This window comes from Spongiibacter thalassae (genome assembly GCF_012272835.1).
GTDB lineage: Bacteria > Pseudomonadota > Gammaproteobacteria > Pseudomonadales > Spongiibacteraceae > Spongiibacter > Spongiibacter thalassae.
Genome location: NZ_JAAWWK010000001.1, coordinates 946,756 through 972,080 on the forward strand (window position 1 = coordinate 946,756; position 25,325 = coordinate 972,080).

General features: G+C 56.6%; 21 protein-coding genes. 15 read left to right on the plus strand and 6 right to left on the minus strand.

Annotation, left to right across the window (positions count from 1 at the left end; all coding sequences use genetic code 11):
• Positions 1-5 precede the first annotated feature (5 nt).
• Positions 6-1,214: an acetyl-CoA C-acetyltransferase gene (locus HCU74_RS03900; protein WP_168449076.1), complete on the minus strand. Its 1,209-nt coding sequence runs from the start codon at positions 1,212-1,214 to the stop codon at positions 6-8.
• A gap of 259 nt (positions 1,215-1,473) precedes the next feature.
• On the opposite strand from HCU74_RS03900, the gene HCU74_RS03905 reads away from it, so the two are divergent.
• Genes HCU74_RS03905 through HCU74_RS03925 form a run of 5 tightly spaced genes read left to right on the plus strand, consistent with a single transcriptional unit; the run spans position 1,474 to position 6,079 of the window.
• Entirely contained in the window at positions 1,474-2,268 is a 795-nt protein-coding gene (locus HCU74_RS03905; protein ID WP_168449077.1) for an enoyl-CoA hydratase/isomerase family protein, read from the plus strand.
• A complete protein-coding gene (locus HCU74_RS03910; RefSeq protein ID WP_168449078.1) occupies positions 2,268-3,179 on the plus strand; it encodes an alpha/beta fold hydrolase in 912 nt (303 codons plus the stop codon). The genes HCU74_RS03905 and HCU74_RS03910 overlap by 1 nt, the downstream gene beginning before the upstream one ends.
• Positions 3,180-3,194: 15 nt before the next feature.
• The gene (locus HCU74_RS03915) at positions 3,195-4,139 is read left to right on the plus strand and encodes a flavin reductase family protein (RefSeq protein WP_168449079.1); all 945 of its coding nucleotides are present in this window, start codon (positions 3,195-3,197) and stop codon (positions 4,137-4,139) included.
• A 51-nt stretch (positions 4,140-4,190) separates the two neighbouring features.
• Complete coding sequence (locus HCU74_RS03920; protein WP_168449080.1) at positions 4,191-5,693, plus strand: acetyl-CoA acetyltransferase; 1,503 nt, start codon at positions 4,191-4,193, stop codon at positions 5,691-5,693.
• 50 nt (positions 5,694-5,743) lie between these two features.
• On the plus strand, positions 5,744-6,079 hold the full coding sequence (locus HCU74_RS03925) for a hypothetical protein (RefSeq protein ID WP_168449081.1): 336 nt from the start codon (positions 5,744-5,746) through the stop codon (positions 6,077-6,079).
• A gap of 91 nt (positions 6,080-6,170) precedes the next feature.
• Here the strand turns inward: HCU74_RS03925 and HCU74_RS03930 are convergent, their stop codons facing one another.
• Both HCU74_RS03930 and HCU74_RS03935 read right to left on the minus strand, forming a co-directional pair.
• Positions 6,171-8,516 (minus strand): TonB-dependent receptor, encoded by a 2,346-nt coding sequence (locus tag HCU74_RS03930; RefSeq protein WP_168449082.1) that lies wholly within the window; start codon positions 8,514-8,516, stop codon positions 6,171-6,173.
• A gap of 45 nt (positions 8,517-8,561) precedes the next feature.
• Positions 8,562-9,752: a phosphotransferase gene (locus tag HCU74_RS03935; protein WP_168449083.1), complete on the minus strand. Its 1,191-nt coding sequence runs from the start codon at positions 9,750-9,752 to the stop codon at positions 8,562-8,564.
• A 127-nt stretch (positions 9,753-9,879) separates the two neighbouring features.
• On the opposite strand from HCU74_RS03935, the gene HCU74_RS03940 reads away from it, so the two are divergent.
• The 10 genes from HCU74_RS03940 to HCU74_RS03985 all read left to right on the plus strand — a co-directional run bounded on the left by HCU74_RS03940 (position 9,880) and on the right by HCU74_RS03985 (position 19,193).
• Positions 9,880-10,347, plus strand: a complete 468-nt coding sequence (locus HCU74_RS03940) for a MarR family winged helix-turn-helix transcriptional regulator (RefSeq protein ID WP_168449084.1) — start codon at positions 9,880-9,882, stop codon at positions 10,345-10,347.
• A gap of 268 nt (positions 10,348-10,615) precedes the next feature.
• Positions 10,616-12,016, plus strand: a complete 1,401-nt coding sequence (locus HCU74_RS03945) for an aldehyde dehydrogenase family protein (RefSeq protein WP_168449085.1) — start codon at positions 10,616-10,618, stop codon at positions 12,014-12,016.
• A 13-nt stretch (positions 12,017-12,029) separates the two neighbouring features.
• The gene (locus tag HCU74_RS03950) at positions 12,030-12,791 is read left to right on the plus strand and encodes an SDR family oxidoreductase (RefSeq protein ID WP_210425093.1); all 762 of its coding nucleotides are present in this window, start codon (positions 12,030-12,032) and stop codon (positions 12,789-12,791) included.
• 106 nt (positions 12,792-12,897) lie between these two features.
• Positions 12,898-13,314 (plus strand): ester cyclase, encoded by a 417-nt coding sequence (locus HCU74_RS03955; protein ID WP_168449086.1) that lies wholly within the window; start codon positions 12,898-12,900, stop codon positions 13,312-13,314.
• A 121-nt stretch (positions 13,315-13,435) separates the two neighbouring features.
• Positions 13,436-14,635, plus strand: a complete 1,200-nt coding sequence (locus HCU74_RS03960; protein WP_168449087.1) for a cytochrome P450 — start codon at positions 13,436-13,438, stop codon at positions 14,633-14,635.
• Positions 14,636-14,657: 22 nt separating this feature from the next.
• Positions 14,658-14,972 (plus strand): Rieske (2Fe-2S) protein, encoded by a 315-nt coding sequence (locus tag HCU74_RS03965; RefSeq protein ID WP_168449088.1) that lies wholly within the window; start codon positions 14,658-14,660, stop codon positions 14,970-14,972.
• A 6-nt stretch (positions 14,973-14,978) separates the two neighbouring features.
• Positions 14,979-16,427 carry an FAD-binding oxidoreductase gene (locus HCU74_RS03970; RefSeq protein WP_210425094.1) on the plus strand — a complete coding sequence of 483 codons (1,449 nt, stop codon included), beginning with the start codon at positions 14,979-14,981 and terminating at the stop codon, positions 16,425-16,427.
• A gap of 4 nt (positions 16,428-16,431) precedes the next feature.
• A complete protein-coding gene (locus HCU74_RS03975) occupies positions 16,432-17,115 on the plus strand; it encodes a glutathione S-transferase family protein (protein ID WP_168449089.1) in 684 nt (227 codons plus the stop codon).
• Between the two features lie 44 nt (positions 17,116-17,159).
• Entirely contained in the window at positions 17,160-18,413 is a 1,254-nt protein-coding gene (locus HCU74_RS03980; protein WP_168449090.1) for an MFS transporter, read from the plus strand.
• A gap of 18 nt (positions 18,414-18,431) precedes the next feature.
• Complete coding sequence (locus HCU74_RS03985; protein WP_168449091.1) at positions 18,432-19,193, plus strand: SDR family NAD(P)-dependent oxidoreductase; 762 nt, start codon at positions 18,432-18,434, stop codon at positions 19,191-19,193.
• 188 nt (positions 19,194-19,381) lie between these two features.
• Here the strand turns inward: HCU74_RS03985 and HCU74_RS03990 are convergent, their stop codons facing one another.
• The 3 genes from HCU74_RS03990 to HCU74_RS04000 form a co-directional block, all read right to left on the minus strand.
• Positions 19,382-20,449: an AraC family transcriptional regulator gene (locus HCU74_RS03990; protein ID WP_168449092.1), complete on the minus strand. Its 1,068-nt coding sequence runs from the start codon at positions 20,447-20,449 to the stop codon at positions 19,382-19,384.
• 136 nt (positions 20,450-20,585) lie between these two features.
• Positions 20,586-24,095: an indolepyruvate ferredoxin oxidoreductase family protein gene (locus HCU74_RS03995; RefSeq protein WP_168449093.1), complete on the minus strand. Its 3,510-nt coding sequence runs from the start codon at positions 24,093-24,095 to the stop codon at positions 20,586-20,588.
• A 158-nt stretch (positions 24,096-24,253) separates the two neighbouring features.
• Entirely contained in the window at positions 24,254-25,297 is a 1,044-nt protein-coding gene (locus HCU74_RS04000; RefSeq protein WP_168449094.1) for an AraC family transcriptional regulator, read from the minus strand.
• Between the last annotated feature and the right edge of the window lie 28 nt (positions 25,298-25,325).

Here is a 25,325-nt window from a genome sequence, read left to right on the forward strand (position 1 = left end):
CTCTGTTACACGCGTTCGATAATGGTGGCGACGCTCATGCCGATACCGACACAGAGGGAAACCAGCGCGGTCTGCAAATTGCGGCGTTCCAGTTCGTCCAGCGCAATGCCCACCAGCATGGCACCGGTGGCCCCCAGTGGGTGACCCATGGCAATCGCGCCGCCGTTCACGTTGATCTTGTCGTGGGGAATATCCAGTTCGCGCATATATTCCAGCACCATTGAGGCGAAGGCTTCGTTGAGTTCAAACAGGTCGATGTCGGCCAGTGACATGCCAGCGTTCTTCAGCGCCTTGCGGCTGGCGGCGGCGGGGCCGGTCAGCATAATAGTGGGTTCGCTGCCGACACTGGCAAAGGCCCGTATCCGTGCCCGTGGTGTCAGTCCGGCGGCTTTACCGGAGGCTTCACTGCCCAGCAAAACGGCGCTGGCACCGTCAACAATACCGCTGGAATTCCCTGCGGTGTGGACATGATTAATGGCAAACACGTCGGGATACTTTTGCTGGGCGATGGCGTTGTAGCCGCCCTGTTCACCCATTGCCGCAAAGGCGGGTTTCAGTGCGCCGAGATCCTCCAGGCTTATCCCAGCACGTAAATGTTCGTCGCGACTCAGCAGGGGCAGGCCGAGGTCATCGACCACGGTGATTACCGACTTGTCGAAATAGCCCTGCTGCCAGGCATGGCTGGCGCGGCGCTGGCTCTCCAATGCGTAATGATCGACATCGCTGCGACTAAAGCCGCTGCGGGTGGCAATCAGGTCGGCGCCAATGCCCTGGGGGGCGAAGTAGGTCTTGCTGATGACCGCAGGGTCGCGGGGCCAGGCGCCCCCCTGACTGCCCATAGGGACACGGGACATCGACTCCACGCCACCGCCAATGACCATACCCGCCTGCCCGGCCATGATTTGCGCAGCACCGAGGTTGACCGCATCCAAGCCCGAGGAGCAGGCACGGTCGAGCTGTATACCTGACACCGACTGGTCGTAGTCGGCCATTAACAGGGCCGGGCGGGCCAGGTTGCAGCCCTGTTCGCCCACTGGAGTGACAATACCCAGCACCACGTCGTCAACGGCAGAGGTATCCAGACTATTGCGGGATTGCAAGGCTTTAAGGGTTTGGGCGGCGAGGTCGATGGGCGGCACAGAGTGCAGGCCACCATCAGGACGGCCACGACCGCGCGGGGTGCGCACATGGTCGAAAATATAAGCTTGGGTCATGTAGGGTCTCGCTATTCTATTCCAGGCTGTGTTCCGGGCTTGTTATTAGGCCCCCCCGTGCCATATTGCATAGTGCTGGACGCTGTTATTTGGCGGGGGTCGGCAAAGTAATGCTTGGACTATAACAGCTACAATGATATAAATCATCTATATGATAGTGTAAAATTGTTGGATTGCCGCTCCAGCTTGTAGTGGGTTGTGGTTGGCGGGCCGCGCGACAGCGCGTTACTCAATAAATAAGACGATAAGGATTTGTAGAATGCCTCGCGATGACTACCGCACCATCCTGTTTGACTGTGCCGACAAGGTCGCCACGATCACCATTAATCGCCCCGAGGCCTTGAACGCCTTTACTCTGGAAATGTGTGAGGAGTTCGAGGCAGTTTGGCAACGTATACAGAACGACGACGGCATTCACGCGGTTGTGGTCAGGGCGGCAGAGGGGCGGGCTTTTTCCACCGGTGCCGATGTTAAAGCCGGCATCAGCGCCGACCAGTCTACCAACCCCTTTTATGTCAAAGACCCCGGTGATTATCTGGGGCCCCGCTCTAACCAATGCTGGAAGCCAGTCATCGTCGCGGTGCACGGTCTGTGCTGTGCGGGGGCTTTTTATTTTCTGAATCAGGCCGACTTCGTGATTTGTTCAGAAGACGCCCAGTTTTTTGATCCCCATGTGAGCTACGGCATGGTCTGTGGTGTTGAGCCTGTGGGTATGGCCTATCGAGTACCCTTGCAGGAGGTGCTGCGTATCTCGCTGATGGGGGGCGATGAGCGGGTATCAGCCGCTACGGCTCTGCGTATTAACCTGGTCTCTGAGGTGGTCGAGCGGGAGCAGTTGTGGGCGCGTGCCCATGAATTGGCAAGCAAAATTGCCACCAAGCCACCGTCGGCCACCCAATATACCGTGCGTGCGATCTGGGAGGGGCTGGATATGCCTCGGGACGCTGCCCTTAATCACGCCCTGCGTCTGTGCGAAATCGGCAACCCCAAGGCAGCGGCAGAGCTGGATGTTGAGGCGGCGCGAAACGCGGGCAAAAAGTACGAGGTTCGCTGATGGGGGGCGTTCACGCCGCCGGGGTCGCGAATACCTTTAGTCCGTCCTGGTCTGAATATCTGCCCATTCGAGGGGTGAACTACCATATTCGCCAGTGGGGTCGAGCAGGGGCGCCGAAGGTGTTTCTGTTCCACGGCTGGATGGACTCCTCGGTAACCTGGCAGTTTGTGGTGGATGAAATTCTCGCCAAAGACAGCAATTGGCATTTTATTGCGCCGGACTGGAGCGGCTATGGCCACTCGGAGCCGCGCCCCGGCGGCTCCATGTTTATTGGTTTTCTCGGCGATATGGAACAGGTCATTCGCCACTATGCCCCGACCGAAACACTGAAAATTATCGCCCACAGCATGGGCGCGAACCTGTCGAGTATCTACGCCAGTGCCCGCGCCGAGCGGGTCAGTCACTTCGTCAATCTTGAGGGCCTGGCGCCCATGCCCGGTGGTGAGTTTGGCAAGCCACTGCACTATCAGGTCGCCCGCTGGTTAAACGGCTCCCGGGGGCGAACCCGGGCCTATAGCAGTCGTGAGGCCTTTGTCGAGCGGCTGACTCAGCAAAACCCCCGCCTGAGCCAAACCAGAGCCGCCTTTTTAGCGGAGCACTTTTTACAAGCTGACGAGGAGGGGGGCTTTGTACCCCGGGCGGAGGTTGAAGCGCGACAGGTTGCGCCGATTTATCCCCATCCGGAACAGGTCAAAGAGCTGCTGCGTCACATCTCTGCCAAAGTGCTGGTGGTAAGAGGCACAGACTCCTTTGTCAGTGAGTGTTTTGCCGGCCACGACGATGTGCTTGCGGAAAGACTGGCCTGTTATCAGCACCGCAGCGATCTGGTTCTGCAGGGTGCCAGCCACAATATGCACCAGGAATTTCCCGCCGAGGTTGCTCAGGCATCCCTGGCCCTGTTTGCCCGTTAATTCGAGGAGAAGATTATGACGTCCCCACATCCTGTTGATCCCAAAGTATTGCGCAGCGCGCTGGGATCGTTCACCACCGGTGTCACGGTGGTAACCACGCGCAACGATGGCCAAGACGCCGGTGTGACTGTTAACAGCTTTAATTCCGTCTCTCTGGACCCACCGATGGTGTTGTGGAGTCTGGCCAAGTCAGCGGGCAGTTTTCCCACCTACCACAGTGCTGAGCATTTTGCGGTGCATATTCTCGCCGCCGATCAGGAGCCCCTTTCCCAGCGCTTTGCTACCAAGGGTATCGACAAATTTGCCGAGGTTGACTTCCATCGCGGCGTAGGGGATGTGCCTATACTCGACGGATGTTCAGCGGTGTTCCACTGCAAAACCGTCTATCGCTACGAGGGTGGCGACCACGAAATCTATGTGGGTCAGGTGGAAAAGCTGGAACATTTTGACCGCCAACCGCTGGTCTTCCACGGCGGTAAATACGCCTTGGCGGTGCCCAAGAAAAAGCCCGAGTCCGTGGCTGACGACACGCGGGCCAGGGGCTTCTCGGCCAACTCCCTGACCTACCTCATGGGACTGGTGTATTTTCAATTGATGCAGCGCGCCACGGCGCAGCTGGGCCAGCGGGGAATTACCGAGGCGGAAATGGCGGCATTGAATATTCTGGCGATTGATGACGGTCGCAGTGCCACCGAAATCGACGCTATGGTGCGTATCAGCGGTTACCGCATCGACGATGACGTACTTAAACATATGGCAGACAAAAATCTTGTCGCGTTGACAGAGGCTGCCGATGGCCTGCGCGCCAATTTGCTTGAGGCAGGTCGCGAGTTGCAGCTTGAGCAAGTGGCGTTTATTCAGGCGCTGGAAGATGACGCGCTGCCCGAGGGCGCCTACGCAGAAACGGTATTGGCCAAGGAACTGCTCAAAACCACCGCCAGAAAACTACTGAAAAGCTGAAGACTAACCAGAGCCTGCTAACAGGTGTTAATAACACGGGTACTACAGATTATGTCCGACTCTATAAAAAATCAGGCCGTCATTATTGGCGTTGGGGAAATTACAGAGAAATTGGCAGCGGGCACCATAGGCCGCGAGCCAGCCGCCTTGATTGCCGCAGCGGCGGAACAGGCCATTGCCGATGCCGGCGTGGAGGTTGAGCGCCTTAAATCCACCATTAGTGCCTTTACGGTTATTAATCAGATGGGTTGGCCCTATAAAGATATTGCCGGTGTTGCAGCGGGCAAGCTCGGCATCTCCGGGGCTGAATGTGACGAGAGCCCCGTGGGTGGCAATATGCCCACGCTTTATCTTACCGAAGCGGCAAAACAGGTGCAGAGTGGTGCGCAAAAGGCGGTGGTGATTAGCGGTGGCGAAGCCACAGCATCGTTGATGGCCGCCGGCAAACTGCAACAGCGTCCCGATTGGACGCCCCCGGCTGAAAGCAAACCGCGCCCGAAAAAAGCCGATTTTTTCCACCCCGAAGCACTGAAATACGGCCTGAATATGCCGGTGGATGTTTACCCCCTGTATGACAACGCGATTCGCGCTGCATGGGGCCAGAGCTACGCTGAGGCCCAGCGGGAATCCGGCGAGATCGGCGCAAACATGGCCGCAGTGGCAGCGGAAAATCCCAATGCCTGGATGGGCAAGCCCCTGTCTGCCGAGGATATTTGCCAGCCCTCGGAAAAAAACCGTATGGTCGTGCACCCCTATACTAAATGGATGATTGCCAACCCAGTGGTCAACCAGGCCTCGGCCTGTATTGTTACCAGCTACGAAACGGCGATGGCACTGGGCGTTGCTGAGGACAAACTGATCTACATCGGCAGCGGTGTCGGCGGCGCGGAGCCAAGGGATATTCTTTCCCGCAGTGGCTACACCGAAGCCCACGCGATGTCGGCGGTGCTGCAACGGACACTGGCCATTAACGGTGTTGAGGGCGAGCCTGATCTGGTTGAGCTTTACAGCTGCTTCCCCTGTGTGCCAAAGCTGGCCAAAAAGGCGCTGGGGCTGAGCGGAGACAAACCGCTGTCAGTCACTGGCGGGCTGACCTTCTTCGGCGCGCCGGTCAACAATTACATGGGCCACGCGATTGTTGCCATGGTGCGGGCGATACGCGCCGGACGCGGTGAAAATGGCCTGCTTTACGGCAATGGCGAATTTGTGACCAAGCACCACGCGGTGATGCTCTACGGCCAGCCGGTAGCAGGTGGTGTGGAAAACCTCGATTTGCAGGCCGAGTTGGACGCCAACTATGGGAATGTACCCGAGGTCTTGCCTCAGTATGAGGGCACATCCACCATTGAAAGCTACGTCGTCTGGTACGGCCGCGACGGTGCGCCCGAGCGGGGCACAGTAATCTGCCGTGTTGCCTCGGGCAAGCGCCATCTGGCAGCGGTGAACTGTGCACAAACCCTGGCACTGCTCATCAGCGACAGCCGCGAAGCGGTAGGTGCCGAAGGCGTGTGTCAGGTTGGTGACGATGGCTTGAACTACTGGCAGGCACAGTAGACCCTCGGGGCGAGCTCGCAGCAAAGCTTAATTGGACAAGGATAATAACGATGAAAGTCTTTCAATTTTTTCTTGTTGTGTGCTGGCTAGGGGTGGCGGCGGTGACCGCCGTCGCCTTTGCCGAGCAGGGTATGGCGGCGGGCCAGGTATTTGTCAGTGATATACAGCAACTGAACTGGAGAGCCCAGTTCAATGTGGATTTCTTCGCCCACCTGCTGTTGATGGGGCTATGGGTCGCATGGCGTGCGCGTTTTTCTGCACTGGGTATAGTGACCGGTGTCGCCTGTGTGTTGGGCGGCGGACTGGTCAGCCTGATCTATATTCTTGTGGCGGCGTTGCGTTGTGGCGGCGACGTGCAAAAGTTGTTGCTGGGGCAGCGCCTTTAGCGCGATCAGTTAGCTCAACGGTAACTGAGCCTGTTGTCGGGCTCAGGCTTTTCCATTGGCTGCGCGCCCCGGATTTCTCTCCGCTCCTCGGCTACAAGGTAAACTGCCAGGTCGCTTCTACCCCAAACCGCCTCGGTTCCCCCAGGGTCGTCGTGCCGCCGGTTGTCGGGTCGGCATCGAGGAAGGAGGGGATAATATTGGCATAGGTTTCCTCGTCGGTGAGGTTGGTCACAAACAGCCCTATGCGCAGGTCGAGTTCGGTTAGGTTCACATAAGCCGTTGTGCTGACGAAAGACACGGCTTCCTGGCTGTGATAGGGGTTGTGGCGGAAGGCATTGGCATCGTTGTCCAGCGCGGTTTTCGCGGAATAGGAGTAGTTCAGTGCGCTGCCGATTTCGCCCCAGTGAAAGGGGTGTTTGTAGTTAAGGGATAGCGACGCCTTTTTATTCGGTGCATAGGGCCCTTCTTTCGATTCGTCATCGTATTCAAAATTGAGCAGTGTGCCGGTGGCTATCACCGTGAAGTTGTCCGACATCGAAACCGTGAGTTCCAGTTCGCTACCGTCAATGGTGGCATCTCCGAGGTTTTCCACAAAGGTAGAAATTTCCACCACATTGGAAAACTGAATGGCGCAGTAATCACTGTGGTAGGTCGCAAGGTTCAGGCGAACGCGGTTGTCGAAAAAGTCGGTTTTCAGGCCGGCCTCGAGATCCACGACAAATTCCGGGTCAAAAGGCACGAGGGTTTCTGCGTTTCGCCCACGGAAGTTCTGGCCACCGCTGCGGGCGCCCCGGGATTTTTTAAGGTACAACATCGTGGTGTCTGACAGACTCCAATCGGCAGATAAGGTCCATACCTTGTATTCGTAGTCAGTTGACTGATTGAAATTACAGGACTCGCCGTCGTTGGTGACGCCCGGTGCATCAGGTGCGTAGGGACAGTTGTCGGTCTGGGTGCCCGCGGCGATTGCAACGGCATTACTGTCGGGGCCGAGCAGGTCATTGGCCAGCCCGGTGTCCCGGGTGTCCAGATCCAGCAACTTGGTTTCGGTAACATCCCGAGCGCCAACGGTGACCGAAAGATTGTCCAGCAGATCAACACTCAGCTGAAAAAAGAAGGATTCGCTGGTGTTTTCAAAGTAGGCGTCGCCGTATTGGTCGAGCAGCGGAACGCTGCCTGGTGGTATAGCGGGAGGGGCGGGAAAGCCCAGGGCGGCTGCAACAACTTCCGAGGCGTAGGTAGTGAATTCGTCGCCGCCGCTTTCCTCAAAGTCGTAGTAACCAAAAACCAATGAAACCCGGTCGTCAAAAAAACTATTGGAATACTGTAACTCCAGTGAGGTTTGTTCAGCGGTCTGGTGGGCGTCCTGAATCACGCCCTTCGCGCTGGTGCCATCGGCATCGACAAGAAAGGGGAAGTCCAGGTCACGCAGGGCATAGATCGCTTTGAATTCTCCAGCGGAGGAATCGTAGATGCCCTTCAGGTAGGTGCCCTCGGTGGTGGCGCGGGCGCGGGAGGGTACATCAGTCCAGTAACTGTAAAAATCATCGGAGGAACGCTGGTATTCCGACAAGGCACCGGCGGCGTTAGTGCGGGCACGGTCTCCGGCCTGATCGTAGGAGGGGGTGCCATTGGTGCGGGTGTCGCTGTAGTCGTAGCCCAGCTCCAGAGTGAGGTTATTGCTGGCGTCCCACAAAATATTGGCGCGGTAGCCTTCGGTATCTTTACCGCCGGGCGTGGAGTGGCCGATAACCTGCTCGGGGTCATCCTGGGCGACGAGGGTGGCATTGGCATGACCGTTCCGTTCCCGCAGAGAGTAGCTTAAACGCGCTGCCAGGGTTTCTCCCAGCGGAATATTGATAGCGCCCTCCCGGTGAAGGGCGCCATAGTTCCCCGCCATCACGCGCAAGAAGCCACCGGTTTCGCCACCCGGCTCGGCTTTGTTGGGAATCACCTTGAGCGCCCCTCCGGTAGTATTGCGACCGTAGAGCGTGCCCTGGGGTCCTTTTAGCACCTCAACCCGAGCCACATCGAACATGTCCAGCAGAGAACCCGGGGCGCGGCCCAGATACACCTCGTCCAGATATACCCCCACTGATGGGTCAAGGGTAATTACCGAGGGGTCGTTCTGCACCTGTCCGCGCAGTGAAATAATCGGGTTTATGCTGGCGCCGTTGGCACTGGAAAAGACCAAACTCGGGGTGACATTGGCAATGCCGCTAATGTCCTGAATGGCCGCGTCCTGCAGTGATTCGGCACCAAAATTGGTGACCGCCGCAGGAACGTCTTGCAGGTTTTCGGCTTTTCTTCGGGCCGTAACCACTACCTCTTCGAGTGCAGCCAGGGATTGCTCGGCGGCCATAGCAATCGCTATGGCCAGCACGGTTTTTTTACACAGAGCTTTTTTACACGAAGCTTTTTTACACAGAAGGTTCATTATATTTTTTCTCGTATCTGTTGCGACGATCAGTGAACGGGCGGTTCAGCGCACAAGCTGTAGCAAACGATCACCAATATTGTGTTGCTGTATACAACCGCGGGTTGCTTGCAGTCCGCGCAGCTGGGCCTCTCGATCATGGTTGTAACTGCCGTGAACAAAGGCGGTAATCGCTGCATCCCATCTGTCCAACACGAACAGGCAGTAGAGGTTCCAGCAGGTGTCCCGGTCCAGCTTGATACCGCGTGCGGCCATTTCGCTTAAGTAGTGGTCAAACACCGACTGCTCGTGCTCCAGACGCTCCTCCTCAGACATAGCAGAATGCAAAAAATAGGCGAGGTCGCGGAGTCCGTGGCCGCTGAACACTACCTGCCAATCAAACAGGCCAGCGCTGCCATCGGCTTTGCGGTAGGTGTTGCCCACGTGTGAGTCGCCGTGGAGTACGGTGCGGGGCAGGGTGTCGAAATAATCAAAGGCGGTATCGGCGTGTTGCTGCCACAGCGCGAGCACTTCGCGGGCGGAGTCTGGCAGTACAGTGTTATTCGCCATTCCCATAAAGGCTCCGCGAACTTGCTTGGTCATATCATTAAGCCAGGGCCAGCCAAAGCGGCAGGTGCGGGGGCGGGCCCAGGCCAGGTCTGTTTGCAGGCGCGGTGACTCCCAGTAGCGGCTGTGCAGTATCGCCAGCGATGTTGCGACGGCTGTCATATGCTCAATACCTACCTGGTCTTTTAGCCAGAAAGGTTTGCTGCCGCTGGCTTCGAGGTCTTCCATTGCGAGCAAGAAACGCCCTCCGGCGTAGGCCTTGCCGTACCAGATTTTGGGTGCGATATCGCTCAGTTCGGGCTGTAGGCCCAAATAGAAGTTCACCTCTGCATCGTGCATATGCAGCACGCTCAGCATCTCCCGGTGGGCCGGTTCGGCCGGGGTGGATTTAACAAATACAGTGGTGGGCAGTCCGGCCTGCTGACCGGCGGGGTTCCATTCGAGCTGCCATTTGACGCGGCTGGTCATGCCACTGTGTTCATCGGCGGGGTGCATTTTCACCAAGGCGGCGCCGTCGATATTGGTGGCCATCGACTGCTCAATCCACTCGGGTGTGACGTCGGCCATGGTATGGGGGCCATCGATGGTCAATTCCGGGGCTAATGCGGCGGAACGGTCGGCGTCGGCCAGGGCAACGAGGGCCTGTTGGTGGTAAGTATCGCTGCTGAAGGAGGGCTGAGGCTTGGTCATTGTAAACACCTTAATTAATATAATGATTAAAATGTAAATATGTTTACATTTGGTGTCAAGTGGACATGTTCGTTATCGGTGAAGCGAATCGGTATAATGCGCCCACAGCGAACATGGGCGGGATGCAATGGACAGGCAGCAGGAAAAATCCGAGGAAGAATTGGCGACCGAATTTCGAGTAAAGATATTCAAGCTCAACGGCTTGCTACTGCGTGCAGCGGACTACCAGCTGCGCGAGGATGCGCCGACCCGGGCGGGCAGCTTATTGCTGGCGACGATCGTTAGGCACGGCGGTCCGATTACCGCATCCCGCCTTGCAGAGGAGGTCGGGCAGACCCGACAGGGCGTTGGGCGGATGGTGAACAAGTTGGTGAAGGACGGCTTCCTCCAATATGCCGAAAACCCCTATCACCGCGGCTCGCGCCTGGTCAGCCTGACCCCCAAGGGCGAGGAAGCCTACGAGTACGCGCTGGAGCAGCACAATAAGCTCACCAAAAAATGGCCTTTCCCTGTCGACCGCGAGGCCCTTGGGGAAACCGTTGAAACGCTGGATAAGATTATCGAGCATCTTGTCAGTAGCGAGTCGGCGTACTGAATCAGTTTTAGCCACCTCTTGGGCGACGTGGTTGCGTCGCACCGAATCATACTAATTATCGAGATTCCCCCTCCCATCGTAGCGCACAGCGCTTCGCGGTGCCTGCCGCCTTGCTGTCCGGCTGGTGCGTGGCCTTTCATCTGCCCCTGTGTGCCTTAATTGGCACGGATCGCTATCTTACGAGTCACTCTGCCCTTGGGTGAATGGCCGGGTTCCGCTACCTTGCACGGAACATACTTTTAACAATAATCACGATGCAGGGGACACCATGTCTTACAAACTACTCATCGACGGAAAGCTCGTAGACGGCAAATGTCAGGTCGATGTCATCAATCCCGCAGACGAGTCGGTTATCAGCGCCAGCCCGGTGGCCGATGCAACACAACTTGAGAAGGCGGTTGCGGCGGCAGCCCAGGCTCAGTTGGGCTGGGCGGCGACTCCGTTGGCTGAGCGCGCAGCCTGCCTGCGTGCCCTCGGTGAAAGGGTCGCCGCCCGCGAGGCGGATATTGCCAGGCTAATCACCTTGGAAGTGGGGCGACCACTTCCCCTGGCGCATTTCGAGGCGCAATTGGTGCAGAAAAGTTGTGCTTACTACAGCGAGCAGCGCCTGGATAATGAGGTGTTGCTGGATGACGAGGCGATGCGGGTAGAGGTGCAGCGGGTGCCCTTGGGTGTTGTTGCCGCGATTTTGCCGTGGAATGCGCCCCTGTATTTGGCAATTAACAAGCTGGCCCCAGCGGTATTGGCAGGTAACAGTATAGTGCTGAAGCCCGCGCCGACCACGCCCCTGTCTACCCTGTTACTGGGTGAGTTGATGGCAGACATATTTCCGTCGGGGGTGGTCAATATAATCACCGATCAGAACGACTTGGGTGCCGCGCTGGTGGCTCATCCTAAGGTCGCTAAGGTAGCGTTCACCGGTTCTACGGTTACTGGGCGGAAAATATTAAGCGCGGCGGCCGAGCAGCTGAAAAAGGTCTCGCTGGAGTTGAGTGGTAATGACGCTGCAATCCTGCTGCCGGATGTGGATATCGCAGCAATCGCCCCTGATCTGATATTCGGCGCCTTTTTTAACAGTGCGCAAATCTGTGCGGTTATCAAGCGCCTGTATGTGCCTGAGTCTCGCTATGATGAAATTTGCGAAGTGCTAGCTGCGGGACTCTCCCAGGCCAAAACGGGCAATGGTCTGGACCCTGATGTTCAGTTCGGCCCAATTCAGAACGCGGCGCAATTTGACAAGGTTAAAGGTTTTTTGGAGGAAGCGCGCCGCAGCGGCACAATTATCTGTGGAGGGGAGGTGCCCGATGGCAAGGGCTATTTTATCACTCCGACTCTGGTCCGGGATGTCAGTGATGGCCATCCACTGGTCGATGAGGAGCCCTTTGGACCGATTCTGCCAATCATTAAATACAGCGATGTAGATGACGCGGTGAGGCGGGCCAATGCCTCTCCCTACGGACTCGGTGCTTCGGTGTGGTCTGCCGACTCCAGCGCGGCACAGAGGATTGCTGCTCGACTCGAGGCAGGCACCGTGTGGGTGAACCAGCACTGCGCTATCGACCCGTCGGTTCCCTTTCCCACAACCAAGTGCTCTGGCCTGGGGGTTGAAGCCGGTCGGGAAGGACTTCTGGAGTTCTGTAATCTCAAAGTGCTGAATATAAAAAAATAAAGAGGGTGTAACCGTGAACAATGCCTATCTGACAAGATTGTTTGGGCTTGAAGGCAAGGTCGCGCTGGTGACCGGTGGGCACAAGGGGGTCGGCAAAATGATTGCCGATGCGCTGGCTGAGGCCGGTGCCAGGGTCTATGTTGCCTCCCGCTCCGCCGATGACTCATCGGGGCATATTGGTATTCCCTGCGACTTATCCAGTGATTCCGGCCTTGATGAGCTTGTCGCACAATTCGAGCGCAGGGAGGAGAAGCTGCATATTCTGGTAAACAACGCGGGCAGCTTTGCCGCTGGGCCACTGGAGGATGTGGGCTGCGAAGAATGGGACTCAATAATGGCCCTGAATCTGCGAACTCCCTTTATGTTGGTGCAGATGTTGTTGCCCTTAATGATTTCCGCGGGCGATGCGGAGGATCCTGCACGGGTTATCAATATCGGCTCTATCGCAGGGATTATGGGGGGTAGCAATATGGCCTACGCCTACGGTGCCAGCAAGGCGGGCTTGCATCAATTGACCCGCACCTTGGCCAGCGATCTTAGTGCCCAGCATATTACCGTTAACGCCATTGCACCGGGCTATTTTCCCAGTGACATGACCGAGGGCTTTTTTGCTGCGCAACCGGGCTTGCAGCAGACCATTGTGGAGGCGACCCCCAGAGGGCGACTGGGCAGCGGCGAGGATGTTGGTGGCTTTTGCATCTATCTGTGCAGCCGCGCAGGTGCCTTTGTCAGTGGTCAGATCACCGCACTGGATGGTGGTTTCCTGTTGAAATAGATGCCTTTGTCCGCAACGGCACTCCACTGGCCCCGGCGGCCCTTCATTGCTGGGGTGCTTCAGTTAGACTGAAAACACATTAACAATAAACGACAGGAGCAACAGCATGAATAAAGACTGGGTTCAGTACTGGATCAAACTGTTCGATCGCAAAGGCGATGAATTGATTAGCCTCTATGCGCCGGATTTTTACTTTATCGACATCAATATGCAGATCGAAATACAGAATGATCTGGAAGCTTTAAAGAACTTCCACGCAATTTTCGATAATAGCGAGCCCGAAGTGAAATACGATTACTTCGATGTCTTCGATTACGCTGGTGACGAACGCCGGGGCTGCTTCCAGTGGACTTGGAAGTCGAAGCACGCGGGGGACTTTCTCGGCCTGCCCGCCGCGGGCAAGGAAACTGAAACCCGTGGCATGACGCTGATGGAATGGAACGAAGACGGCAAGATTATCCGCGAAGAAAGTATCTGCGATCTTTTGCGAATATTCCGTCAGCTCGGCATCGTCAACCAATAACAAACAGGCCGTGTCGGCGTAGCAGCTTCAGCTTTGAGTTGTAAACAGGTTCTTCGCGATTTCGTCAGCGAAGATTGTTTCACGGATTGGGCTTAAGCGCCGTCGAGCCAGAGGTATTACCATGCAATTTGACCCTATGAACCCCGATTTTCAGCAGAACCCCTATCCCTATTACGACGAGTTGCGGGCCAAGGCACCGGTTATCTGGTCAGAATCCATGCAGGGATTCTGTGTCGCGGGTTTTGACGACATTATCACTGTGTTGACGGAGGCAGAGACCTATTCCTCTTCAAAGTTCTGGCCGATCTTGTTGGGGGAATACGACCCCGCGCCGGAAGTGCAGCCGATGATATCTCTGGATCCTCCGGACCATTTGCGCACCCGTACTCTGGCACAGAAGGCCTTTCTGCCCCGGGAACTGAAAAAGCTTGAGGAAAAAATAGGACAGATCAGCGACGACCTTGTCGAGCATGCTATTTCAGTATCCAAGGACAATACTTTTGATATGGCCTGGGATTTCGCCGCGCTGTTTCCGGTGAGCGTTATCGCGGAAATGCTGGGAATAGACCGATCGCTCAGGCTCGACTTTAAACACTGGGTAGACAACCTGTTGGCGGCCTCCAATCGCGCCGTTTATGACGATGCTCGTTTGGCAGAGATAAAACACGCCTCTGACAGTCTTCGCGCATACTTCAGCGAAATCGTCGATGCCCGCACAGCCAATCCCGGCGACGATATGATCAGCTCCTTTATCAAGGCGGAGGTTAATGGCGAACGGCTGAGCAAGCTGGAAGTTATTAATCTGGCCATTCTGCTGCTGATTGGCGGCACCGAAACCACGACTAATCTTTTGGGCGGGCTGTTTGCCGGTTATTTTGACCATCCCGAAGCTTTTGAAGCTGCGCGAGCAGATCGCAGTCTCGTGCCAAAACTATTGGAAGAGCAGTTACGCTGGCAGCCACCAGTGCAAAGTCTGTTTCGCCACACAACACGTGAAGTGATTCTTGGTGGAGTGACTATTCCGGCAGGCACCATGGTGATGCCGCTGCTGGGTAGTGCAAACCGTGACCCCGAAAAATTTCCCGATCCCAATGTTTTTGATATTACGCGGGACACCCGCGGTAGCTGTACCTTTGGGCAGGGGCCGCATTTCTGCATGGGCAGCTTCTTGAGTAAGTTCGAAGCCGCCGTTGCGGTGAATAAACTGTTTGACAGATTCAAGAAGTTAGAGCCACTGCAAAATTCTGAGGAAGTGCGCTGGATAGACTCCTATTTTGCGCGGGGACCAGCGACCTTGCCGGTAAAATTTGAACTGGCCTGAGTTTATACAGCGGGAGAGCACAATGGCACAAACAGTGACAGCGGGCAGCGTGAGTGAGCTGCCCCCGGGAAAAATTCATAAAATCGAGCACGGTGAGCAGGTGATTGCTCTGGTTAATATCGACGGCCAGTTTTTTGCCGTTGATGGCGTCTGCGGTCACGCCGGAGGCCCACTGTGCCGGGGCGAAGTTGTTGCCCAGGAAAAGGTCATATCATGTCCGTGGCACGGCTGGGAGTACGACTTGCAAAGCGGCGAATGCTTGATGGACCCCTCGTTAAGCCAGAAAGTCTTCGCCGTGCAGGTACAGGATGACACGGTCAAGATAGAAGTGGAGTAAGCAGTTATGGTAACGCTTAACCCCGAGTCTTCAAGGGACAGTTTGGAAACTCCGCCTCCGCGTCTGGACCGCACAGACTTTATCGATCGCCTGCGGCAAATCGTCGGTGAGCGTGGTCTGCTGGAAGGAGACGAAGTCAGCTCCCGCTATCCTGGCTACTTTATGGAAAAGGTCGAGAGTCGCCTGATGGTGCGCCCCGCTTCTACAGATGAGGTGTCGGAGGTGCTGCGTCTGTGCAATGAGCAGGACCAGTCGGTGGTAACACAGGGAGGTATGTCCGGTTGGGTGAGGGCGACCCAGACCGAGGCAGATGATCTTATCCTGTCGATGGAGAGGATGAACGGGATCGAGGAGCTTGATACCGTCAATCGCACTGTCGTCGTCCAGGCGGGGGTGGTGCTGCAAAGCCTGCAGGAGAGTCTTGAGGAACAGGGCCTGATCTTTCCCCTTGATCTTGGAGGACGGGGTTCCTGTCAGGTGGGGGGGAATGCCGCCACCAACGCTGGGGGGATTCGGGTGATTCGCTACGGCATGATGCGTTCTCTGGTACTGGGGCTCGAAGCCGTTATGGCTGATGGCACGGTGATCAGTTCAATGAACAAAATGCTGAAAAATAACTCCGGATACGATATCAAACAATTGTTCCTCGGCAGTGAGGGCACGCTGGGGGTAATTACCCGACTGGTATTGCGACTATTCGAACAACCGAGCAGCGAGAATGCCGCGATGGTTGCTCTGCGTGACTTTGACAGTGTCGCTCGTTTTCTCCGCTTTATGGACAGCCGCCTTGGTGGCAAGCTCAGCGCCTTTGAAGTTCTCGATGCCAGCTTCTATGGCATCAATACCGGCCCCGGTCGTGAACGGCCACCGATAGAGGGGGATTATCCCTTCTATGTTATTACCGAAGCCCTCGGCTTCGACAGCACGATCGACGACCCCCAATTCGAGCGTGTACTGATGGCGGCGCTGGAAGAAGGAATTATTGCCGACGCCGTGGTTCCTAAATCGCAGACGGAGCGGCACGCCATTTGGCAACTCCGGGAAAATTTAGAGCACGTGGTCAGTGATCTGCAGCCTTTTCAGGCCTTTGATGTGAGCATGCCTGTCGGAGATATGGAATCCTATATGCAAGCGGTAACTGCGCGTTTCAAAGCGTCGTGGCCCGATGGCAAGCTGTGCTTTTTGGGGCATGTCGGTGATGGCAATCTGCATATCGCCGTGGGCTGCGGCAGTAATGCGGCCGGGGCACGTCGCGAGGTAGAGCACTGTGTCTACGAACCGCTTGCGAGCATTGGGGGCAGCATTTCAGCGGAACATGGAATCGGCCTGGAGAAGAAGGATTTTCTTTCCCTCTCCCGGACGCGGGAAGAACTCGAGCTGATGCAATTGCTTAAACGCTGTATGGATCCCCGGGGCATTCTTAATCCCGGCAAAGTCTTCGATCTGACGCGGTAACACTATGAAAAATAACGAAGTGATTGAGCTCTATGGCTCGCCGGTTAGCAATTGCTACAACACAGTACTCGCAGCGCTCCGTCACAAAGGTATTGAACACCATCAGAAGCATATCGGGGCCACTCAGGACGCTGGTTTCCTACTGAAAAGCCCGATGGGAAAGATTCCCTTTATTCTGCACGAGGGGGCCTATATTTCTGAAACCTCAGTAATTGTGGCTTACCTTGATCAGGTCTTCAGTGATAAACCGCTGTTCCCTGGCAGCCCGCTGGAGCAGGCGCGCTGCGGGCAACTGATGAAAATTGTCGAGCTGTATGTGGAATCCCCTGCACGGCGCCTGTTTCCCGGAGTGTTCTGGTATCTCCATAACGACCCACTGCACGTGGCAGAGGTGAGACCCGTTATCGAACGGGGCCTGAATGCCGTAGAGCTGCTTTTACAGCAGAACCGTTTCCTGTTGGGCGGGCCGAAATCGGGCGCAGGCTATTATTTCTACTTTTCCCTAGGGCTGGCCGAAACCGTGTGTCAGCAACAATATGGCTGGGACTTCTGGGAAGAAAGGCCACTGATGCGAGAACTCTATGAGCAGCTTGGAAAGCTGGATTTCATGATCGAGATTTCAGCTCAGCGCGATGGCGCAATGGAGGGCTATCTGGCCGAAAAATCAGCGGAAGCCAATAGCGACTGAACTTCCCTGGGGAAAGGGATTGGGAAAACCGGGAGGCACCGCAGGTGTTGGACAAAGAGCAAATTCGCGAACTCGCCCAGCTCCACGGCCTGCTCTACGCCTCGGCCATTGGCTTAACAGCGGGCATGACGGCCACCATGTTTTATAGCCTCGGTGCGTTTATTCCCCACCTGCAGGGGGAATTTGGCTGGTCGCGGGGTGATATTTCCCTGGCCGTCACCTTTCTTACCTTTGCGGTATTTATCACCGGTAGTACAGTTGGCCGCCTCTGCGACCGCTATGGTGCAGCGCTGGTAGGAGCGCTCAGTCTGCTGTTATACGCATTGGCAATTGTGCTGATGGTGTGGCTGATGCGGGAGCTGTACCACCTGTGGCTGGGCTATTTTATCGTCGCCTTGCTGGGCGTAGGTTCCACCCCCATTGTTTTGGTTAGGCCGGTTACCACTGGCTTCTACCGTGCCAGAGGTATCGCTTTGGGCGTCGCGCTAACCGGTGCGGGCGTTGCTGGGTTCTGGGTGCCACAACTGGTTGTCTATGTCAGCGAAGGCTGGGGTTGGCGTTATGCCTATCTGATGCTGGCGGCAATTGCGTCACTGGCCGCGCCGGTGGTCTGGCTGGGCTTTCGCAAACCCTCCCGAAGCTGCCATACAGGGAGCCTGGATACATCTGCTGGTGCTATCCCTACAGGTCATCAGTTGCCAGAAGGCATCAGTCACCAACAGGCCCGGCGCAAGGGGAGTTACTGGCTGCTGTCCTTGATGGCCTTTGCTATGGCCTGCGGCATTGCCGGGGTGGTGGTGCATATGCAACCGCTGTTTATCGACCTGGGTGCGGCAGCGACAAGCGCAGCGCGTATTGCTGCCACGGTCGGAATTGCTAGTGTGGCAGGGCGTTTATTGATTGGCTATTTACTGGATCGTATGCCTGCGGTGCCGCTCTCGATATCGGTGTTGATTCTCGCTGCCGCTGGTATTTCTTTGTTGTGGTACAGCGGTCTGGCGTGGGCCTATGTGGCAGCGGCCCTACTGGGCCTGGCGGCGGGGGCCGAGATTGATCTGCTTGCCTATCTGACAGTGAGCTATTTTGGGCGCCGGCATTACGGTGCTATTTACGGCTGGCAGTACAGTGTGTTTGCGGTGGGCTACGGTCTGAGCCCTTTTTTAGTGGGCCTGCTGCACGATATTTCCGGAAGCTATGGTCTGCCCCTGCTGTGCAGCGCGCTTTTGCTCGGTGCCGCTGCGCTGTGTTGTCTGGGCTTACCTTCTACGCAGTCTTCAATGAAATTAATAACAAGCTGATAGAGAAAGGAGAGTGTGATGTTTTCGCTAGAGAATAAAACAGCCATTGTCACCGGGGCGGGCTCGGGGATTGGTAAGGCAACGGCCCAGCGCTTAAAACGGGCGGGGGCCAACGTTGTCGCGGCCGATATAGTGGATTGCGCTGAAGAAGCGAGCAGGGCGGGCTGCGCCTTCCGGCAGGTGGATGTCGGCGAGCCGGAACAGATAGCTGCTCTTTGCGACTATGCCCTGGAGGAATACGGCAGCCTGGATATTATGGTGAACAATGCCGCTATATCCACCGGTCGTATGCTGGCAGAGGTGGACTCAGAGGAAAACTCATTGCGATTCTGGAGGGTAAACCTGCTTAGCGCCCAGATGGGCACCAAGGAGGCTGCCGCGAGAATGAAGCCCGGCGGCAGTATTATCAATCTGACCTCTATTACTGCTTTGCGAGGTTTTCCCCAGTGGTCGGAATACGGTGCCACCAAAGGCGGAATTATTGCCCTTACCCAAACTGCAGCCATTGAATACGGCGGTGCTGGCGTCCGTGTCAATGCGGTCGCGCCGGGTATTATAAATACCCCGATGGCCATGCGCGAAGCACCTGACATGGTGGAGAAAAATGCGGAAATATTTGCGCCGCTAGGACGCATTGGTACACCGGAAGAGCTGGCCGCAGCGATCCACTTCCTCGCCAGTGACGACGCCTCCTACATCACCGGGCAAATACTCTCCGTGGATGGAGGCTGGAGTGCGGGCACGTCGCTACAGGCCTTCGGTATGGCGATGCAGTCCTGAGTGCTCAGGCGGTGACTTGTGTCCGTGCAGTTGTCGACCAAAAACCTCTATGGGTTTTTGGTCGTCGGACTAAACTGCTGCGCGGGTTCAGCGGGCAATAACCGTAAACTAGCTTGTGCCTGTGGAATGATCTTGTCGAGCGCGATAACAGCCTCGGTACTGTTGCCGGTAACAGACCGCTGTGCTCGTTATTCCTGCGCGCTAATGGCAATGTCCCCAGTCAGCGCTTCCTGCTCACTACGCCATTCGGTGGGGCGTTTTCCCGTCCAGCTTTTAAAGGCGCGGGAGAAAGTACCCCGGTCGGAGAAGCCCAGTTGCAGGGCAATCTCTTCGATGTTCATTTCCGTGTGTTTCAGGTAGGAATAGGCCTGCTCTTCCCGCAGCTGACGGAGGATTTCATAGAAGGTTGTATTTTCTTCGGTAAGACGGCGGGCGAGGGTACGTTCGGTCATCGCCAGGCTCTGAGCAGTGTCGGCCCGGGAGGGCTCACCATTGGGGAGTTTGACCAGCAGGACTTCCCGCACTCGCCGTGAAAAACGGCCCTGAACCCTGTCTGCCAGATAGCGCGAGGCCAATTCGTCCAGCAGTGACGCCAGTTCCTCGTTCCCGCCGGGGATGGAGCGGTTCATGTCTTCATTGCTGAACACGAGCTGGTTAAGGTCTTGTTCGTAGTGGATGGGACAGCGGAACAGGGCGTCGTATTCCTCGGGCTTTTCGCCACGGGGGTGGCTGAAGGAGACAGAGAGGGCCTGTAGTTCTCCGTGTAGCATCCAGCGGCAGTATTCCAAAAAGCCGGCTAGTACTGTGTCAAAGGCCTGATAGCGCGGCAGGCTGCCGCCGGTCACCAGTGCAATGGAGAGCTCACACTGGGCGTCGCCTTCGTGGAAATGCACCACGGCGGAATCCGAAACCAACTTTGCGAACCGGGCAAAGCGCCGGGTTGCTGAACGCAGGGTTTCGCTGCAGAGCATCGCCTGTCCGACCACATGGTAGCTGGAGGGGCGGATATGCCTGGCGACTTTGAGGCCGAAATTGGCATCGCCGGAACGCTCAACCGCCAAGCGCCACAACTGTGTGACCCGTTCCTGACTGTAGCGGTAACCAAAGTCTTCCAGATGCCTGGCATCCAGCCCGACCTCTGCCATCAGCGCGGTGTAATCCAGTCCCGCTTCTGACATGGCGTGGGCCATCGCCAGTACGTAACCGGAGAGCGCTGTTCGGGAACTGGCTAGTGTGCTGGGTGCTGCATTCACCATTGCTATTTTATAGTTTTATCAATATGGGTTGGCCATTGTAGTAGAAGTTTTCACCCCTTAACAATGCTGTTGTCCAGCCAGCAGCCCATTGTATTCAAGGGAGTGCTGGCGGTGTCTCGACAATGAAGTGCTTTTGTCAGGGCTTGTACACTTCGACGGCGTCTACGGCGATCAGATCTGCCCGGGCGGGGTCGATGCCGCCGTTGTTAAATGTCGCCCATAGCCGCTTTTCCTCGCGGCGTACAGTTTCAAGGTGGCGCTCCTTTACGTGTCCGAAACCGCGAATACCTTCAGGCAGTGACGCGATTGCTACGGCAGTGTCGTAGGTGGCGCTATCGAGGCTGCTGAGAAGCTTGTCTATCGAAGCGAAGTAGTCGTCGATCAATTGCCGCTCGAGTTTGCGTTCAGCGGTGTAGCCAAAAATATCCAGTGCGGTACCACGGAGGAACTTAAGTTTTGCCAGTAGTCGGAAGGCGCCGAGCATCCACGAGCCGTATTCCCGTTTTATGGGCAGGCCGCTGTAGCGATCTGTCTTCGACAGCAGGGGCGGTGCCAGATTGAATTTTAGGGTCATCTCGCCCTGAAAGGTTTGCTTGAGCTGACGTATAAACTCGGGGCTTGAATACAGTCGGGCCACTTCGTACTCATCCTTGTAGGCCATTAATTTGGCTGCATTGCGCGCGACGGCTTTGGCCAGCGCTAGATCTTTGTCGGGAAAGGCGGCCTCTGCAGCGACAACTGTAGCGACCAAGCTGGCATAGCGCTCGGCGTAGGCAGTATCTTGATAGTTGCTAAGCAACTCGTGACGGTAAGCCACGATATTTTCCAGTGACCGGGTTTCTGCAGCGGGGGTGGCTGCCCCGCCGCCGAGGAGTGTCTCGATTTGCTGTGGGGCATGCACACACAGACGGCCAAGGTTGAAGGCCTCGAGATTGAACTTGACCGCAACGCCGTTGATTTCTATGGCCCGCTCAATAGCGGCGACAGACAGGGGCAGTAGACCCAGTTGGGTGGCGTAGCCTACCAGCATCATATTGGCGGCGATGGAGTCGCCACACAGGCTGCGCCCCAGATCGCTGGCGTCCAGTGGGAACACCGCGTCCCCTCCCACCATGTTGATAAAGCGTTCCAGAAGTTCACGGCTATTAAATTGCATATCTGGGTCTTTCTGAAAGCCAGCGGTGGGCAAGACCCGGGTGTTGGCGACGATTTTTGATTTGTGCCGGTTAATGGTGAGCTGTGGCTCCGTCGACTGGGCAGCGACCATATCGAAGGCCAATACGAGGTCGGCTTCACCGGCGCCCAGTCGTTGGGAACCAATTTTATCCCGGCTGTTGGCGATGCGCAGATGGCTGTACACAGCGCCATTTTTCTGGGACAGACCGGTCATATCAAATACCGAGGATTGCTTGTATTCAAGATGGGCTGCCATCGCCAGCACTGCGCCCACGGTGACCACGCCGGTGCCGCCGATCCCCGAGATCATCACGCCATAGCTGTCGATTATGTCAGGGTGTGCGGGTTCGGGGAGGTCGGCAAAGAGTCCGGTGCTGAGCTCGACTTTTTCCGGTTTGCGGGGCTCACCACCCAATACAGTGACAAAAGAAGGGCAGAAGCCCTTGGTACAGCTGTAATCTTTGTTGCAGGTGGACTGGTCCACAGCCCGCTTGCGGCCCAGCTCGGTTTCCAGTGGCACCAGGCTGACGCAGTTGGATTGTACCGAACAGTCGCCGCAGCCTTCGCAGACCTCAGGGTTGATAAACATGCGTTTGGCGGGATCGGGGAATTTACCGCGCTTGCGGCGACGGCGTTTTTCCGCCGCGCAGGTCTGTTCGTAGATGAGTACTGTCAGTCCTTCGACTTTGCGCAGTCTGTCCTGAATTTCCATCAACTCATCCCTGTGATGAACCTGAACCCCTTGTGCCAGGCCGCTGTCGGCTCCGTAGAGTTCGGGCCGGTCGCTGACCACCACGCACTCTTTCGCGCCTTCTGCCAAAACCTGATGGCTGATTTCCCCCACTGACAGGTTGCCCTCTACAGGTTGGCCGCCAGTCATGGCTACGGCATCGTTAAACAGGATTTTGTATGTGATGTTCTGGCCGGAGGCTGCCGCTGCGCGAATTGCCAGCAGGCCAGAGTGGTAGTAGGTGCCATCGCCCATGTTCTGGAAAATATGCGGCAGCTTGGTGAAGTGGGCAAGGCCTATCCACTGACCACCTTCGCCGCCCATATGGGTGTTGGGCATCATGTAGTCGTGGTGATACAAGGCCATGGAATGGCAACCAATTCCCCCAGCGGTGTAGCTGCCCTCGGGTTTCTTCAGACTGGAATTATGGGGGCAGCCAGAGCAGAAAAACGGCGAACGGGCAATGGGAGCGACGGCATTCTGTTCGGAATAGGCCCGTTCCGCGTGGATCTCTCCCGCTTTGCTTGCCAATGCCCCGTCGACCATTGAAAGCCTTTGCAGGCGCTGGAAGATAGCCAGTGCAATATCTGACTGGGTAAGCTGGATGTCTTCGGCCAGCAGGAATTTGTCTTCTTCGTTCCGTTTGCCGGTGATGCGAGGTGCATCGGCGCGGTTGTAGAGAATGCTGGTAGCCTGAGGTTCGATTATGGCGCGCTTTTCTTCTACAAACAGCAGCTCCTCCTGCCCGGCAGCAAACTCTACCAGTCCTTCCGGCTCTAGTGGCCAGACGCAGCCGACCTGATACACCGAGATGCCGAGTTCTGCGGCGCGCTGGTCGTCGATCCCCAGCTTGGTCAGTGCCTGGAGTACATCCTGGGTAGCCTTGCCCGCTGTGACAATTCCCAGCCTGCGGTCGAGGGAGTCCTGTAGAACCCGGTTGAGATTGTTGGCGCGAACGAATTTATGAACGAGGGGCATGCGGTAGCGGTTGACCACCACATCGCTGCGCAGCCGGTCGATATGGGTCGAAACGAAATGCACACCCTCGTTCGGCAACTCCCCTTTGTCTGGGTAGTTGAAATTATAACGCTCGAGGTCAACATCTACCGTTGCGGTCAGCTCCAGCGTTTCATTCGTTGCTTTGAAGCCGGTATAGAGCCCAGTGTAACGGGACATGGCAAAGCCCGCAGCACCGAAGTCGAGGCAGTCCTGAACATTGGCGGGCGCCAGTATGGGAATGCCGCAGTGCATGAAAGCGCGCTCGCTCTGGGCGGCGAGGGTGGAAGATTTGCCGCCGTGATCGTCGCCCGCCACCACCAGTACCCCGCCATTGGGGTGAGAGCCGCCGAAGTTACCGTGTTTCAAGGGGTCGCAGGAGCGATCAACCCCCGGCGCCTTGCCATACCAGATGGCGAATACGCCGTCGACGGTGACATCCGGGGTTTCGGCTAACTGCTGGGTGCCCCAGACTGCGGTTGCGGCGATGTCTTCATTTACTCCGGGTTCAAAGACGATATTGTTTTCTTTCAGTAGAGACTGAATTTGCCACAGAGCCTGGTCGTAGCCGCCAATGGGGGACCCCCTGTAGCCGGAGATATAACCGCCGGTATTCAGCCCGTGGGCCTTGTCCAATGCCTTTTGTAAAAGGGGGAGGCGCACCAGTGCCTGCGTGCCGGACATCAATACAGTGCTTTTGTCAGCGAGGTATTTGTCTTCGAGGGTAACGTGTCTGAGCTGCATAGGGGCTCCCAATTTTTATAGTGTTTGTGTATTGCCGTTAACTTTAGGCCTCGTGGGCACAGCAATGAATAACGCTGCACGACCCCGTTGGGCCGAACGTGACAATTTATGGTCTGCGTGCCGCAATGGGTTCAATTGCGGCGTATAGCGGCGGCCACTTATTCCTCCGCAAACGTGCTGTCCACCTTGCTGACACTGCTGGGACGGATACCGGTCCAGCGGGCAAACGCCCTTGAGAATGCACCGTAGTCAGAAAAACCCAGCCGAGTGGCGACCTCGCTAAGATCCATATCCCCTCGCCGAATGTACTGAAATGCCAGCTCTTCCCGCAGTTGATTCAGTACGGTGAGGTAGGTCAAACCCTCTTCCTTTAAGCGCCGCAGCAGGGTGCGCTCGGTGAGGTGAAGCATTCTCGCGGTCTGTTCCTTGGTGGGCGCGCCAGTGGTGAGCTGGGCAACGAGGGCATCGCGCACGCGCACAGTGAAGCGACCCTCCATACGGGTTTCTAGGTCTCGATTGGCAATGTCGTCCAGCATCGCCGCGACTTCCTCGTCGGCGGCGAGTATCGGACGGTCGAGATCTTTTCGGGAAAAATGCAAGCTGTCCTGCGCAGCACCGTATTCTATGGGGCAGTCAAAGAAGTCGTAGAAGCGTTGGTCCAGTTTTGGCCCCTGATGGCGCAGGCAGAGTTTTAAGAGCTTGAGTGGCTTGCCAGCAATCCAGCGCAAAAAATACACGACACTGGACAGCACGGTGTCAAAGGATTGGTAAATTGGCGGTTTCTTGCCCATATCGAAATAGAATTCCAGTACCACTGTGTCGCCCCTTTGTGTAAGGGTGGCAGTGGCGGCATCGGATATCAGTCGACAATAGCGGGCGAAGCGCTGCAGGGCACGGTAGAGGCTGACGCTGCAGCTCATGGAGTGGCCCACCACATGAAAGGTGGCGGGTCTTACCTGTCGGGCTACGGTCAGTCCAAAGGCCGGGTTCTGGGTCTGGGTCTTCGCTACCTGCCACAGTCGGCTGACTTCCTCCTGACTGTAGCGATTGCGCCCGCTTTGCAGGATCAGCGGGTCGATGTCCGCCTGTTCGACGATGCTGTTAAAGGGGATGCCTTCCATTTCCATCGCACGAATAATCGCCAGCACCCAACCAGCCAGCACTGCTTCCTGTAAAAGGGCTCGTCGTGGGAGTGAGGTCATATTACTGAGACCCCCTATACCGAGTCAT